Origin of the sequence: Ideonella paludis (assembly GCF_018069865.1) — a bacterium.
Lineage (GTDB): Bacteria > Pseudomonadota > Gammaproteobacteria > Burkholderiales > Burkholderiaceae_C > Ideonella > Ideonella paludis.
The window spans coordinates 480,488-493,678 of record NZ_JAGQDG010000004.1; the positions used below are offsets into that span (position 1 = coordinate 480,488).

Here is a 13,191-nt window from a genome sequence, read left to right on the forward strand (position 1 = left end):
ACGGTTCATGTCAATTTCTCGTCGTCACTGGTGGCAAATGGCACTGGCGCCCTGTTTGGGCTGGGCACTGCCGCAAGGCTTATGGGCGCAAGCGCCCCTCGAAGCCAACCCCTTCACCCTGGGCGTGGCCAGCGGCGCCCCCAGTGAGAGCAGCGTGGTGCTGTGGACGCGGCTGATGCCCCCCAACCCCTATCGCAACCCCTGGGCCGATCTGCCGCTGGAGGTGCGCTGGGAGTTGGCCCTGGACGAAGGCTTCAAGCAGTTGGTTCAAAGCGGCTCCCATACCGCGCTGCCCGCCTTGGCCCACAGCGTGCATGTGGAGGTGACAGGCCTGGCTGCCGCGCAGCGCCTGTTCTACCGCTTCAGCGTGGCGGGCTTCACCAGCCCCACGGGGCAGACCCGCACGCTGCCGCGGCCGCAGGATGAGCTCACCAGCCTGCGCCTGGCGTTTGCCTCCTGCCAGCGCTATCACGCCGGGCACTTTGGGGCCTACCGCGCCATGCTGGCCGACCAGCCCGATCTGGTGCTGTTCTTGGGCGACTACATCTATGAATCCGGCGGTCGGCTGGGCGAGTTCCGTGGCCCGGTGTCTGCGGCCGCCACCGCGCTGAATGATTACCGCGAGCTCTACGCCTTGGCCCACAGCGACCCTGCCCTGCAAGCCATGCACGCGGCCTGCCCGTGGCTGGTGACCTGGGACGACCATGAGGTCTTCAACGACTACGCCGGCGGCCCGCTCCAGGGCGAAGGCCGCTTTGGCAGCACGGGCCGCAGGCGCTCAGCTTACCAAGCTTGGTATGAACACATGCCCGTCTCACCCCGCACCTTGATCGGTGGCTTGCAAGGCCTGCTGAGTGGCCCGGCTGCGCTGCAGGTTTATCAGCGGGTGGCCGTGGGGCGATTGGCGATGATCCACCTGCTCGACACGCGGCAATACCGCGACGACGCCGTGCGCTGCGGCATCGGCGGCCTCTTCAAGCCCGAGGACTGCGAGGAGGCCAACAACCCCGGCCGTAGCTTGCTGGGCTCGGCCCAAGAAGCCTGGCTGCAGCAAGGCCTGCAGCAGCAAAGCCCAGCGCATGCCGCCACCCGGCAGCGTTGGAACCTGATCGCCCAGCCCACCACCGTGTCACGCCGCCTGCTGCCAGCCCTGGGCGAGCGCAGCTTCAGCGACGGCTGGGACGGCTATGTCGCCACGCGCGACCGCCTGATCAAGAGCTTGCAAGACCAGCAAGTCAGCGGCCCGGTCATCCTGGGCGGCGACATCCACGAGCACTGGGCCGCCCACCTGCACGCCGGCCCCGGCGCCACGCAAGGCCCCATCGTCGCGCCGGAGTTCTGCTGCACCAGCATCACCTCCCGCGCCTTCGGCGGCCTGACCAGTGCCGAGATCATGGCCCTGAACCCCCATGTGCAGTTCAGCGCCCGCCAACAGCGCGGCTATGGCCTGGCCACCCTCAGCCCTGAGCGCCTGCAGGTGCAGATGAGGGTGATTGACGATGTGTTCAAAGAATGGCCCAGCGTGAGTACGGCAGCGCAGTTTGAGGTGGCAGCCAGCAGCCCGCGCATGAAGAGGCTTTAGCGCCCCTTAGCCCGACACCACTGCCCGGCCCCCTTCAAGGCAGAGGCCACTGCAACACCAGTTCTTCGCCCAGCATGTCGATGATCTTCAGGGCCACGGTGCTGCCCGCCGGCGGGGCGGGCAGCTCGTAGCGGCCTTGCACCAGGTCTTGCTTGCGCTCGGGCACGTCGGCCAAGGCGACGTTGAAAACTTGGCCGTCGTGCTGCGGGTCGATCAACACCGTGTCCACCACCGCGCGCCAGTCGCTGATCTGAGCGCGGAACACGCCTTGCTCCAGATTCAGGCGCTGCAAAATGGTGGGCGACACCACGTCTTGAATCTCCACCACCAGCCGCTCGCCCTGGCGCTGCACGGTGGCTGCGGCCCACAGCGGCTCGTGGCGGATGAAGCCACCAAATTTGCGGTCGGTGCGCAGCTCTATCAGGTGCAGCTTGTTGATGGGGCGGTTGCGGTTATAGGCCTCCACCCAGGCGCGGGCGTCGTGCTGTAGGCCTAAGCTCACCACCAATACATCGCGCTCTTCGCTGGGGCGGGCGGCCAGCTCGGTGCGCACGGCCTCCAGGTCCAGCGGCGTGAGCGGGTGGTTAAAGGGCACGATCTTGACCAAGCGCCCGCCCTGCGTGCCATCAAAAAAGCTGTCGGTGCGGGTGCGCGCCACGCCCAGGTGCTGGCAGGCCAGCTCTACCGCTTCGTTGTGCTGAATCTGCAGGTCATAGTCGTTGACCCGGTAGGTGGCAAAGCTGAGTTGCGCCGGGCCGGGCGCGGCCTCTGGCCCGCCATCATCAGCCGCCAACAAGCTGCTTTGGGTTTGTGCGGCCAGCGCGGCGGCTTGCTCGCGCATCAGCGCTTGCACGCGCTTGGCGGTGGTTTGCAGCGCGCCCTTGTTGATGTCGCAGCCAATCCAGCGGCGGCCCAGACGCTGGGCGACGGTGGCGGTGGTGCCCGAGCCGATGAAGCAGTCGAGGACGATGTCGCCGGGGTTGCTGGAAGAAGCGATGACGCGTTCAAGCAATGCTTCCGGCTTTTGAGTTGGGTAGCCCAATAATTCCTGCGACTGATTGTGAATTGGACGAATGTCCGTCCAGATATCCTGCGCCACGCCGCCCTGCTGTACGGCGTCCTCAAGATACCGCTTTAGGCGCGGAACGCCGTTCGACTTTGGCCAGTGAATGCGCCCTTCTTTGTCCCATTGATCGAGCGTTGAGACACCGACCTTCCAATGGTTCCCGCGCTCAGCCGGGTTGATCCCGCGCCATGGCTTGCCTGTCTCACCGTTTCGCAGCCCGGATGCCATCAAGTCGCCACGCGCATAGCGCTTACCAGTTCCGGGCTCGACTTGGTCAAAGAACTGCTCAAGGTACTTCTCCCCAAGCTCGATCTTCTGCGAGTTCCACACTCTCTCCGCTGGGCCGTAGTAGTAGATCGTGTCGTGGATGGTTCCAAATCGCGCGGAGTCGTTATGTGCGCTGACTCGCTGCCATACCAACTCATTCACAAATTGGTCGGGGCCAAAGACCTCGTCCATAAGAAGCCGGAGGTAGGAGTTTCTCGATGGGTCGCAATGCAAGTAAATCGCCCCATCCTCCGCCAACAACTCCCGCAGCATCAGCAGCCGCTCATACATGAACTGCAGGTAGTTGTCGTTGGCCCAGATGTCGCTGTACTGGATCTGCTCGCCCAGGGTGTAGTCCTCGCCGTCGATCTTGACGGTGCCCTTAGCGCCGCGCAGTTGCACCTTGCGCACATAGTCGGCGCCACTGTCAAAGGGCGGGTCGATGTAGATCAGCTTGACCTGGCCTCTAAAGCCCGTGGCCAGCAGGTGGGCCAGCACGTCTTTGTTGTCGCCGTGGTAGAGCAGCCCGGCCTGGGGCAGCCCGGCCGGCCAGCCGGCCCAGCGGGCGCTGCTGGAGCCAGGGCCAACGCCCGCTGGCGTGGGCGCGTCAAAGCGCTCGATGGCCTGGGCCGGGTAGGCCGTCAGGCGGGCCAGGGGCTTTTTGCCCACCCAGGTCAGCATGGGCCGGCCTTTGGCCTTGGCCACGGTGACGGTGCGGGGTTTGGTGGGGGTCTTGTCGCTCATGGTGGGCTGTAGTTGGGTATCCGGGCGGGGCTCAGCGGCCTTGGATGAAGTGGCGCACAGCGGCCTTGCCTTCGTCGGCCAGCTCATGGCTGGCAAACAGCACTTGGTAGCGCAGCAACTCCGGGTTCAGGGCCTCCCAGCGCTTCAGGGCCACGGCTTTGCGGCCTTCGGCGGTTTGCGGGGCTTGGCCTTGCTCAAATCGGGCGAAGTCGGCCTTGATGTCGGGGCTGAAGATGTCTTTTTTGATCTCGACCACCAAGTGCTTGCCATCGGCGCGGCGCAGCACAAAGTCGGGGGTATAGCGGTGCCAGCGGCCATCGTCGCCCAGGTACTCGGCCGAGAGGTCGGTTTTGCTGGGGTCGGTCAGGCCGCCGGTGAACCACAGGCCTTCGATCTGGTGCGGCTGGGCCTGCAACTGGGCCAACACCCAATCCAAAAACTCAATCTCCGCGCCGGAGTCGAAGTTATAGCCTTCGTAGTGGAAGCTGTGCGCCAGGGCGTGGGCGCTGTCGGCCGTGTCGGCCGCCGTTTTGTAGAGCTTTTCGCGCTCTTTGGCAAAGCTGATGCGGGCGGTGTAGACGGTGGGGCTCTGTGGGTCTTGCGGGTTGGCGGGGCGGGCGTCAAAGCCTTCGGGCTTGACCAGGGCCACGGCCACGTCGATCTCTTCGGTGTGGGCCTCGTAGTGGGCGCGTTGGGCTTCGATTTGCGCGCCCAGGGCGGGCAGGTGGTAGGCGGGCACGTCGCCCTCGGGGCCATAGGCGGTGCGCAGCGCGGCCAGCAGCTCGGGCGTGGGCAGGTGGTAGTGGGCGGCCAGCTCGGCGGCGGCGGCATAGGTGTTCAGCTCGGGCGGGGCGCTGGGCAGGGCATCGTCGCCCGCGTCCACGCGCTGCAGCAGCGTGTTGCCGCCGCCGGTGTGCACAATGTCCAAGGTCTGCATCAGCACGGCACGTGGTGGCTCCACCTGCGGCACGCTGAAGGCCAAGGGCTGTTCGCCCTGCGGGGCCGCCGCGCGGCGGTAGCGCAGCACACGCTTTTTGATGAGCAAGGGCGGCAGTTGCGGCTGGCGCAGCACGATCTCTTTTTCCACCCGCTCGACCTGCTGTTGGTTCAGGTCTTTGAGGCTGGTGCCGTAGGTTTCGGCCAGTTGCGCTTCCAGTGTCTTCTTGTTGGCGCTCGTCAAATAAACCCGCGCCGGGTGGGTGTTGCCGGGCACTTGGCGCAGGCAGCGGGTGGCGGCTTGCAGCACAAAGTTATTGCTGTTTTTGAGCTTGCGCACCAGGCCGCAGGCAAACAGGCTGGGGCAGTTCCAGCCCTCGGTGCCCATGTTCACCAAGAGCAGCACGCGGTGGGGCGCTTGGGGTTGGTGGGCCAGAGCTTCAAACTGGCGGCGCACGGCGTCGCTAGAGCCGCCGTCCACGGCCAGCACTACATGAGGCCCAATGCCGTGCAGTGCCAGCGCAGATTCGACCGCGCCGCGCAGCTCATCACGCGCTTCAATGTTCGGGAAGTACAGCGCCAAGCGGGCTGGCGCACCAGGCTGGCTGCCCTGCGGGGGCAGGCTCACGGCCCAGTAGTCGCGCACAAAGTCGTCGATGATGGCGGCGACCAGCGCATCGCCCTGGGTGTCGTCCAGCTCCAGCACTTTGATGTTGCGGGCCAGGGGTTTGAGCACGCCGTCGTTGATGCCTTCACCCAGGCCGTACCACACCACCACGTCGCGCAGGGGTTGGCGCTCAAAGTAGGGCGTGCCGGTGGCGTTGATGACGACGATGAGGTTAGTCTCTTGCGCCAAGTAGTCGATGGTGCGACGCACTTTTTTAATGCCATCGTCTTTGAACACCAGCTCACCGCTGTCTTTGTCCTTTTCCCACTTGCCCAGCAGCTTTTGGCCGTAGGTGTGGTGAGCCTCGTCGGAGAACACCGCCAAGTGCGGCAGCGAGGCGATGGCCTGCAAGCGCAGGTTGGCCAGCTCGGTGGCTTCTTCCAGCTTGTGGTGGGTGATCAGCGAGATTTGGTTGGCCGGGCCGCGCTGGCTGGGCTTTTGGATGCGGATTTTCTCGGTGTTGGTGACGATGACGTTGAAGGCGCTGCCCCAGGTGATGGGGATTTGTTTGTCGCCGTCTCGGGTGAAGGTGAGCTTGAAGCTGGCCGCAAAGGGCTTGTGCAGGCGGGCGGGCAGCAGGCGCTCGTAGGGCACGTCGGCCAGCTCGCGCAGCGCGCTCAAAATGGTTTTGCCCGGCGCAAAGATCAGCGCGTTCTGCACAAAGGGGCCGTCGGGGTGCTCCAGCGCCATGGCGAACTCGGTGGCCACGATGGAACCCATCAAGATGGTTTTGCCCGCGCCCATGGCCAGGGCCAAGATGTAGCTGGCGTAGTCCAGCGTCAAGGACTCGCGCAGGCTTTCCAACTGGTGTTGGCGCACAAAGGCGTCGTCGCTGCGCACCCGCGCAATCAGCGCGGCGTAGTCATAGCCCGCTTCTTCAAACAGCTTGGCGTTGACGCCCATTGCGCCCAGGCGCTCGGGCAGCTTGGGAAACAGGGCTTCATACAGCTCGGGTGTGGTGGGCGTGCCCAGCACCAAGCGCAGGTACCAATAGGTTTCTAGGGCGCGCAGTTGGGCACGGCGCAGGTAACGGAGCTGGCCCGTCGCCGCGTCTTCCGTGGCAAAGGCCAGGATCTCGCGAATGGTGGGGTAGGCGTCACAGGCGTAGTGACTGGCCCGCCAGGCGTCCACCCGGCTGGCCAAGGCTTGGTAGAGATAGCTCATGGGTGCGCAACTGTCGCATGAAATGGGCATGGTTCTGCGCTTTGGTGCGCGTCCACAAACAAACCGGTTTCGCGTCTATCTGCTCCTCAAAAGTCCATGTCACGGCGCCACTACGATCCCTTGGGTATGTCTAGGCTGACTCTTCACCAATGCCTCGGCTCGAGCAATTCGGACGCCTGCTCTGAGCGCCAAAAAGCCCAACGGAAAGAAGACCAAAGCAGTGAAGGCAAACGTGATGATTGCCTGGGTGGGCGATAGCGACTTGAAGACCGGAAACGCTACGGGGGCAGAGGCCGCAAGGCAGCAAATTAGATACAACACGAAAAAAAACACCTTTCGAACACGTCTTGGCCAGGGTGATTCATACCTCTGTTTGAACACGATTTGTCTGCTGGTAGCAGTTGTCAGATGCTCCAAATATGGTTTGCCCAGTACGTAATCCTTTAAGGCTCGGGCCGAATCGTGCAAAGAGAGGATGTATTCAATTTCTCCAGCTGAAAGACTTGTGTCACCTGCAATGGCTTGGTAGCCCTTCTGCTTGAGGAAAGGGTGCATCTTGGGGTTGTCATCGACTTCCTTGAGGAAATCTCGGGCGAACTTGTACTCTTCTCGAAGGTGACTGCGCCTGCCGCGCAGAAGCTCCTCCATAACCTTCCAGGTTGCTACTGGGCCACCGAACAGGGTAACGAGCTTTATCAGATCATCGAAATTCATACTTCTAGATGCTAGTGATACGTTAACGTGATGAGGATCCTTCGTGTCGGCATGATCGGCCACGACGCAACCATCTCAGCCCAACGGGTTGATGCAGCACAACCGTGCTTACCCTTTTCAGCACTCAGCCCGGTTTGGTCCCATTGACCACCTCAACACCTATTGCGAGCACTTCCTCCAGCTTGCGCCGCCACCCCGCCTTCGTCGCCTCGTCCACAAAGCTGGCCTCAAAGCTATTGAGCGCCAGCTTGCGGGCTTCGGCCAGGCCCAGCTGGGGCAAGGCCTCGAAGGTGGCGAGCCAGTTGGCGTTCATGGTGCCGCCGAAGTAGGCAGGGTCGTCAGAGTTGATGGTGCAGGCCAGGCCTGCCGCCAAGAGCGCGGGAAGCTGGTGTTGGCTCATGTGCGGGTAGACACAGAGCTTCACGTTGGACAGTGGGCAGACGGTGAGCGGCACGCGCTCTGCGGCTAAGCGCTGCATCAAGGCCGCGTCTTCAATGGCGCGCACGCCGTGGTCGATGCGCTCGACCTTGAGCACCTCTAACGCACTCCAGATGTAGGCGGGGGGGCCTTCCTCGCCGGCGTGGGCCACGACGTGCAAGCCCAGCTCGCGACAGCGGGCAAACACCTCGGCGAATTTCTCGGGGGGGTGGCCCAGCTCGGAGCTATCGAGGCCCACGCCGATGAAGTGATCGCGCCAGGGCAAGGCGGCCTCTAAGGTCTCAAAGGCGGAGGCCTGGCTGAGGTGGCGCAGGAAGCACAGGATCAAGGCGCTGCTGATTCCCCAGCGGGCTTGAGCCTCCCGGCGGGCACGGGTCAGGCCCTCAATGACCACGCCGATGGGCACGCCGCGCTCGGTGTGGGTTTGCGGGTCGAAGAACAGCTCCGCATGAACGACGTTATCCTGGGCGGCTCGCTCGAAGTAGGCCATGGCCATGTCAAAGAAATCTTGCTCTTTGAGCAGCACACTGGCCCCGGCGTAGTAGATGTCGAGAAAGCTCTGCAGGTCGGTGAAGGCATAGGCCGCCCGCAAAGCCTCGACGCTGTCATAGGGCAGCGCGACCCCATTGCGCTGGGCCAAGGCAAAGATCAGCTCGGGCTCTAATGAGCCTTCGATGTGAATGTGCAACTCGGCTTTGGGCAAGGCGCACAGCAGCGCAGGGGATACGGTGGTCATGTGACAGTCCTCGTGAACAGATGAGATGAAAAAGGCCGCCCGGGGGCGGCCTTTCTTGGCGTGGCATCTCTGGCCATGCCGCGAGGGCTTACTTGCCTTCGCCAGGCACCTTGCCTTCAACACCCTTGACGTAGAACTTCACACCCCCCAGGAACTTGTCGTCAGCGACGGCGTCCTTGGCGATCTGTTCCTTGCCGGTGTTGTCGACGATGGGGCCCTTCCAGATGGAGAAGCTGCCGTCCTTCAAGCCAGCCTTGATCTTCTCGACCTTGTCCTTGACGTCAGCGGGCACGTCTTCAGCGATACCGACCATGTCGATCGCGCCTTCCTTGACACCCCACCACACGGACTCGCCACCCTTCCAGGTGCCTTCCAGTGCGTCGCGGGTGGCCTTGACGTAGTAGGGACCCCAGTTGATGACAGCCGAGCCCAGGTGAGCCTTGGGGCCGTAGGCGGTCATGTCGCTGTCCCAGCCAAAGGCGCGCTTGCCCTTTTCTTGGGCTGTCTTCAGCACGGCGGGCGAGTCGGTGTTTTGCATCAGCACGTCAGCGCCACCATTGATCAGGGCAGTGGCCGCTTCGGTTTCTTTGGGCGGGTTGAACCACTCGTTGACCCAGACCACCTTGGTCTTGATCTTGGGGTTCACGCTTTGCGCACCCAAGGTGAAGCTGTTGATGTTGCGGATCACTTCAGGAATGGGGATGGAGCCGACCACGCCCAGGGTGTTGGACTTGGTCATCGCACCCGCGATCACACCGGCCATGTATGCACCTTCGTAGGTGCGGCTGTCGTAGGTGCGCATGTTCTCGGCGGTCTTGTAGCCGGTGGCGTGCTCGAACTTGACGTCCTTGGCATCCGGCGCGACCTTGAGCATGGGCTCCATATAGCCGAAGGTGGTGCCGAAAATCAGCTTGTTGCCTTGACCGACCAGGTCACGGAACACACGCTCAGCGTCAGCGGCTTCAGGCACTTTTTCGACGAAGGTGGTGACGACCTTGTCGCCGAATTCCTTCTCGATGGCCTTGCGGCCGTTGTCGTGGGCAAAGGTCCAGCCACCGTCGCCCACCGGGCCGACATAGGCAAAAGCAATCTTCAGCGGCTCAGCCTTGGCGGCGGCAGACGCAGGTGCCGAGGCAGCCGGTGCGGCGGCAGGTTCTGCGGCCTTGGGGGCCTCAGCGGGCTTGCCGCAACCGACCAGCGCTGCCGTGGCAGCCAGGGTCGAGAAGCCAGCGAGCTTCAACAAAGTACGCTTGGAGTGAAGTGTCATGAAGTCTCCTCAAGAGGGGGGTGGGTTGCGGCAGCCATTATCCGCCGGGTGTGAAAGGCTTGCCCAAAGAAGCGGGCATGTTCATCTTGATCCAAGTGGGGTTGCGCGAGATCAGCACCAGCACCACGATGGTGGCCACATAAGGCAGCATGGTCAGGAACTGGCTGGGGATGTCCACGCCCTCGCTTTGCAGGTGGAACTGCAGCATGGTGACACCGCCAAACAGATAGGCCCCCAACAGCACGCGCGCCGGGCGCCAAGTGGCAAAAGTGGTCAAGGCCAGTGCGATCCAGCCGCGGCCAGACACCATGCCCTCGACCCACAGCGGCGTGTAGATGACCGACAAATAGGCACCCGCCAAGCCGCAGAGCGCACCGCCCACCACCACGGCCAACAAGCGGATGCGGCGCACCGGATAACCCAGCGCATGGGCCGACTCGGGCGACTCGCCCACCGCCCGCAGCACCAAGCCTGCCCGCGTGCGGTAGAGGAACCACGCCAGCGCGACGGCCAGCAGCATGGCCCCGTACACCATGGGATGCTGCTTGAACAAGGCGGGGCCCAGCAGCGGAATGTCCACCAGGCCTGGGATTTCGAACTTGAAGCGGTCGCCCAATTTCTCTTGGGTGAAGGGGGCCCCCACAAAGGCCGAGAAGCCGGTGCCAAACAAGCTCAAGGCCAAACCCGTGGCGTATTGATTGGTGTTGAGCCAGATCACCAGCCAGCCAAACACCAGCGCCAGCACGGCGCCGGCCCCCATGCCGGCCATGAAGGCCAAGCCGTCAGAGCCCGTGCGGACCGCCACAGCAAACCCGGCGATGGCAGCCACCAGCATCATGCCCTCGGCCCCGAGGTTGACGATGCCCGCGCGCTCATTGATCAGCAGCCCCAAGCCCGCGATGGCCAAGACCGTGCCCGCACTCAGCGTGGCGGCGATCAGCAATGCAATTTCATTCATGCGCTCTGCTCCCGGCCCCAGCGAATGCGGTAGTGGATCAAGGTGTCACAGGCCAGCAGCGAGAACAGCAGCAGCCCCTGGAACACACCGGTCAAGGCTTTGGGCAGGCCTAAGCGCGATTGCGCCAACTCGCCGCCGATGTAGAACATGCTCATCAACAGCGCCGAGAACACCATGCCCACCGGATGCAAGCGCCCCACAAAGGCCACGATGATGGCGGCGAAGCCATAGCCTGCCGGCACATAGGGCGTCAACTGCCCCAGTGGCCCGGCGGCTTCTAGGCCGCCGGCCAAACCGGCCAAAGCGCCAGAGATCAACAAAGCTGTCCACAGCGCCGTGCGCGAAGAGAACCCGGCATAGCGCGCCGCCGCCGGGGCCAAGCCGCCCACCTGCATCGCAAAGCCGCGATAGGTGCGGAACATGAACACCCACAACAAGCCCACCGCCGCCAGCGCGATCAAGCTGCCTGCATTCGCCCGCAGGCCGTCAAACAGGCGCGGGATCTTGGTGACCGCATCGAAGGTGATGGTCTGTGGGAAGTTGTAGCCGTTCGGGTCTTTCCAAGGCCCATAGACCAGCCAAGACAAAAGCATGTCGGCCACATAGACCAACATCAGGCTGACCAAAATCTCGTTGGCGTTGAAGCGGTCGCGCAGCAGCGCCACGATGCCGCTCCAGACCATGCCGCCCAGCATGCCGGCCACGAGCACCGCCACCACAATCCAGCGGCCCGTGCCAGGCCCGGCCTGCATGGCCACCCAACCGGCCGCCAGCGCGCCCACCACAAACTGGCCCTCGGCGCCGATGTTCCAAACATTGGACCGGAAGCACACCGCCAAGCCCAGGGCGATCAAGATCAGCGGCGTGGCCTTGACGCTCAGCTCCGACCAGGCATAGGCGTTCTTGATGGGCTCATAGAAGAACACCTGCAAGCCCTTGACCGGGTCTTTGCCCAGGAGCGCAAACATGATGATGCCGATCACCACGGTGATGACCAAGGCAATGAGCGGTGAGGCCAGCGCAAAGGCCCGCGAGGGCTGGGGCCTCACCTCCAACTTAATGAACGACATGCTGGCCCTCCTTATTCGCTGCGGCTGCGGCAGCCGTAGCTGAGGGCGCGTCCCACAAGCCGGACATCCAAGCGCCGATGCGCTCGATCGTGGCCTCGGCGGTGGGCAGTGAGGGGCTGAGGCGCCCTTGAGCCATCACGACCATGCGGTCGGAGATTTCAAACAACTCGTCCAACTCCTCACTCACGACCAGCAAGGCGCAACCTGCATCTCGCAGGGCGAGCAACGCGCCCCGGATCTGCGCGGCCGCGCCCACATCCACCCCCCAGGTGGGTTGGGAGACGATGAGCAACTTCGGCTTGGCGTCGATCTCTCGGCCCACCAAAAATTTCTGCAGATTGCCGCCCGACAGCGAGCGCGCCGCTGCATCTGGCCCACCGGCCTTCACGTTGTAGCGGGCGATGAGATCCGCCGCCAACTGCCGCGTCTGGGCCAGGTTCAGCCAGCCCCCGGCCTTCACGGCCCCGGTGCGGGTCAACAAGGTGTTTTGCGCCAACGACAGCGTGGGCACCGCACCGCGGCCCAGGCGCTCTTCAGGCACAAAGTGCAGGCCCAGGGCGCGGCGCTTGCGCGGCGAGGCGCGGGCAATGTCGCTGCCAAACAGCTGCACGCTGCCCGGGAGCGCACGCGGGTCTTCACCCGAGAGGGCGGCCATCAGCTCTTGCTGGCCGTTGCCCGACACCCCGGCCACGCCCACGATCTCACCCGCCCGAACTTGCAAGCTGATGCCTTTGAGGGTGACCCCAAACGGATCTTGCTGGGCCAGCGACAGGTTTTGGACCTCCAGCACCGGCGCACCCGCCGCACTGCTTTGGCGGTGCAAGGTGGGCGGCTCGGCGCCAATCATCAGGCGCGAGAGGCTGGCATTGCTTTCTTGCGTGGGGTCGACCTCGCCCGTGACCTTACCGCCGCGCAGCACGGTGCAGTGGTGACACAGGGCGCGGATCTCATCCAGCTTGTGGCTGATGTAGAGGATGGAGCAGCCCTCGGCGCTGAGCTGGCGCAGGGTGATGAAGAGCTTCTCGACCGCCTGGGGTGTCAGCACCGAGGTGGGCTCGTCCAGGATCAGCAATTGCGGCTTGGTCAGCAGCGAGCGCACGATCTCCACGCGCTGGCGCTCGCCCACGCTCAGGGTGTGCACCGGGCGCAGCGGGTCCACCGGCAGGCCATAGCCTTCAGAGACCTCGCGGATGCGGGCCACCACCTCGGGCAAGGGCATGGCTTTATCCAGGCCCAGCCACACGTTCTCAGCCGCGGTCAGGGTGTCGAACAGCGAGAAATGCTGGTAGACCATGCTGATGCCCAAGGCCCGCGCCGCCGCCGGGCTGGCCACTTGCACGGCCTGGCCGTTCCAGAGGATCTGGCCTTGGTCGGGCTTGACCGCGCCGTAGATGATTTTCATCATCGTGGACTTGCCGGCCCCGTTCTCGCCCAGCACCGCGTGGATCTGGCCGGGCGCCACGCGCAGGCTGACCGCGTCATTGGCCCGCACCGCCGGGTATTGCTTGGTGATGCCGCGCAGCTCCAGCCTCAGCGGCGCGGTGGAATTCGGGGGAGCGGTCATGCAAGCATCCTCAACGTT

The 13,191-nt window shown here is 64.0% G+C and carries 9 protein-coding genes; 1 reads left to right on the forward strand and 8 read right to left on the reverse strand.

Going from position 1 to position 13,191, the window contains the following annotated elements:
• Positions 1-7 precede the first annotated feature (7 nt).
• Entirely contained in the window at positions 8-1,582 is a 1,575-nt protein-coding gene (locus tag KAK11_RS12605) for an alkaline phosphatase D family protein (RefSeq protein WP_210809482.1), read from the forward strand.
• Between the two features lie 34 nt (positions 1,583-1,616).
• On the opposite strand, the gene KAK11_RS22050 is transcribed toward KAK11_RS12605, so the two are convergent.
• From KAK11_RS22050 to KAK11_RS12645, 8 genes are all read right to left on the reverse strand, one after another.
• Positions 1,617-3,659, reverse strand: coding sequence for a site-specific DNA-methyltransferase (locus KAK11_RS22050; protein WP_210809483.1), 2,043 nt, complete (start codon positions 3,657-3,659; stop codon positions 1,617-1,619).
• A 31-nt stretch (positions 3,660-3,690) separates the two neighbouring features.
• A complete protein-coding gene (locus KAK11_RS12615) occupies positions 3,691-6,456 on the reverse strand; it encodes a DEAD/DEAH box helicase family protein (RefSeq protein WP_210809484.1) in 2,766 nt (921 codons plus the stop codon).
• Positions 6,457-6,525: 69 nt separating this feature from the next.
• Entirely contained in the window at positions 6,526-7,140 is a 615-nt protein-coding gene (locus tag KAK11_RS12620; RefSeq protein ID WP_210809485.1) for a hypothetical protein, read from the reverse strand.
• A gap of 124 nt (positions 7,141-7,264) precedes the next feature.
• The gene (locus tag KAK11_RS12625) at positions 7,265-8,314 is read right to left on the reverse strand and encodes an adenosine deaminase (protein ID WP_210809486.1); all 1,050 of its coding nucleotides are present in this window, start codon (positions 8,312-8,314) and stop codon (positions 7,265-7,267) included.
• Between the two features lie 88 nt (positions 8,315-8,402).
• On the reverse strand, positions 8,403-9,581 hold the full coding sequence (locus KAK11_RS12630) for a BMP family ABC transporter substrate-binding protein (protein ID WP_210809487.1): 1,179 nt from the start codon (positions 9,579-9,581) through the stop codon (positions 8,403-8,405).
• A gap of 37 nt (positions 9,582-9,618) precedes the next feature.
• On the reverse strand, positions 9,619-10,539 hold the full coding sequence (locus KAK11_RS12635) for an ABC transporter permease (RefSeq protein ID WP_210809488.1): 921 nt from the start codon (positions 10,537-10,539) through the stop codon (positions 9,619-9,621).
• Positions 10,536-11,609: an ABC transporter permease gene (locus KAK11_RS12640; RefSeq protein ID WP_210809489.1), complete on the reverse strand. Its 1,074-nt coding sequence runs from the start codon at positions 11,607-11,609 to the stop codon at positions 10,536-10,538. Before KAK11_RS12640 ends, KAK11_RS12635 begins: the two co-directional genes overlap by 4 nt.
• Entirely contained in the window at positions 11,596-13,173 is a 1,578-nt protein-coding gene (locus tag KAK11_RS12645) for an ABC transporter ATP-binding protein (RefSeq protein ID WP_210809490.1), read from the reverse strand. Before KAK11_RS12645 ends, KAK11_RS12640 begins: the two co-directional genes overlap by 14 nt.
• Between the last annotated feature and the right edge of the window lie 18 nt (positions 13,174-13,191).

Excerpts from the sequence above, each read along its gene's own strand:
- KAK11_RS12605 (WP_210809482.1), top strand. The coding sequence starts at position 8 with ATGTCAATTTCTCGTCGTCACTGGTGGCAAATGGCACTGGCGCCCTGT.
- KAK11_RS22050 (WP_210809483.1), bottom strand. The coding sequence starts at position 3,659 with ATGAGCGACAAGACCCCCACCAAACCCCGCACCGTCACCGTGGCCAAG.
- KAK11_RS12615 (WP_210809484.1), bottom strand. The coding sequence starts at position 6,456 with ATGCCCATTTCATGCGACAGTTGCGCACCCATGAGCTATCTCTACCAA.
- KAK11_RS12620 (WP_210809485.1), bottom strand. The coding sequence starts at position 7,140 with ATGAATTTCGATGATCTGATAAAGCTCGTTACCCTGTTCGGTGGCCCA.
- KAK11_RS12625 (WP_210809486.1), bottom strand. The coding sequence starts at position 8,314 with ATGACCACCGTATCCCCTGCGCTGCTGTGCGCCTTGCCCAAAGCCGAG.
- KAK11_RS12630 (WP_210809487.1), bottom strand. The coding sequence starts at position 9,581 with ATGACACTTCACTCCAAGCGTACTTTGTTGAAGCTCGCTGGCTTCTCG.
- KAK11_RS12635 (WP_210809488.1), bottom strand. The coding sequence starts at position 10,539 with ATGAATGAAATTGCATTGCTGATCGCCGCCACGCTGAGTGCGGGCACG.
- KAK11_RS12640 (WP_210809489.1), bottom strand. The coding sequence starts at position 11,609 with ATGTCGTTCATTAAGTTGGAGGTGAGGCCCCAGCCCTCGCGGGCCTTT.
- KAK11_RS12645 (WP_210809490.1), bottom strand. The coding sequence starts at position 13,173 with ATGACCGCTCCCCCGAATTCCACCGCGCCGCTGAGGCTGGAGCTGCGC.